The sequence below is a fragment of the Amycolatopsis sp. NPDC003861 genome, from assembly GCF_053605405.1.
This window is the reverse complement of record NZ_JBSGJD010000515.1, coordinates 1-1,406: the sequence shown is the minus strand read 5'-3', so window position 1 is coordinate 1,406 and position 1,406 is coordinate 1. Positions and strand designations below refer to the sequence as shown.

The 1,406-nt window shown below is 63.7% G+C and carries 1 protein-coding gene; it reads left to right on the top strand.

Going from position 1 to position 1,406, the window contains the following annotated elements; genetic code table 11:
* Positions 1 to 73: 73 nt before the first annotated feature.
* Positions 74 to 1,369, top strand: coding sequence for an IS256 family transposase (locus ACWEVN_RS47880; RefSeq protein ID WP_452055714.1), 1,296 nt, complete (start codon positions 74 to 76; stop codon positions 1,367 to 1,369).
* Positions 1,370 to 1,406 lie beyond the last annotated feature (37 nt).

Below are 1,406 nucleotides of genomic sequence, written 5' to 3'. Positions count from 1 at the left end.
GGGACTGTCCCAAGATCGGTGTTTCCGGCCCGACACGCCGGGCTGAGGTCCGGCGGGATGGGCACTGTGAGTGATGACATCGGAGCTTGTGAGTCCACGCAAGCGTGAGTCGAAGCCGGCGCGGGAGCTGTCGCCGGAGCAGGCCGCCGCGGCGGCGATGGTGGCCGAGGCCAAGGCCCGCGGGCTGGCGTTGACCGGCCCGGACGGCCTGCTGAAACTCTTCACCAAGACCGTGCTGGAAACCGCCCTCAACGAAGAGATGACCGAGCATCTCGGCCATGAGAAAAATCAGGCCGACCCGGATCGTGAGTCGACGAACGTCCGCAACGGAACTCGGCCGAAAACGGTGATCTCGGACGCCGCCGGCGAAGTCCGGATCGATGTTCCGCGGGACCGGGAGAGCACGTTCGAGCCGCAGATCGTAAAGAAAAGGCAACGCCGACTCACGGACGTGGATGAGGTCGTCCTGTCGCTATATGCGAAAGGTATGACCACCGGCGAAATTTCGGCGCATTTCGCCGAGATCTATGGTGCATCGGTGAGCAAGGAGACGATCTCGCGGATCACCGACAAGGTCGTCGCCGAAATGAATGACTGGGCCAACCGTCCGCTCGACGACGTCTACGCTGCGGTGTTCATCGACGCCATCCACGTCAAGGTCCGCGACGGGCAGGTCGCCAACCGACCCGTCTACGCCGCCATCGGGGTCACCATCGACGGCCACAAGGACGTCCTTGGCCTGTGGATGGGCACCGGTGGCGAGGGCGCCAAGTTCTGGATGAGCGTGCTGATCGACCTGAAGAACCGCGGTGCCCGGGACGTGTTCTTCCTCGTCTGCGACGGACTCAAAGGCCTGCCCGATGCCGTGACGAACGTCTGGCCGCAAACCATAGTCCAAACCTGCATCGTCCACCTGATCCGCAACACCTTCCGGTTGGTTCCGAGCCAGGATCGGGAGGCGGTGAAGCGGGACATCAAACTTATCTACACCGCGCCGAGTCCGGCTGCCGCAGCTGTGGCGTTGGACGAGCTCGAGGAGAAATGGAAGAAGAAGTACGGGGCGATGACCCGGCTCTGGCGCAACGCCTGGGAAGAGTTCATCCCGTTCCTCGATTACGACGTCGAGATCCGGACGATGATCTGCTCCACCAACGCGATCGAATCGCTGAACGCCCGGTATCGGCGGGCGGTCCGCGCGCGGGGGCATTTCCCGACCGAGCAAGCCGCGATGAAGTGCCTGTACCTTGTGACTCGCAGCCTGGACCCGACCGGGACCGGCCGTGCTCGATGGGCGATGCGGTGGAAACCCGTGATCAACGCCTTCGCCATCACCTTCGGTGACCGCTGGCCGGGCGCCGAAACCTACTGATCAACAACGCCGGACACACCGATCACGAGACAGGCCC

Bases quoted from the DNA above. Each gene is read 5' to 3' on its own strand.
- ACWEVN_RS47880 (WP_452055714.1), top strand. From the start codon at position 74: ATGACATCGGAGCTTGTGAGTCCACGCAAGCGTGAGTCGAAGCCGGCG.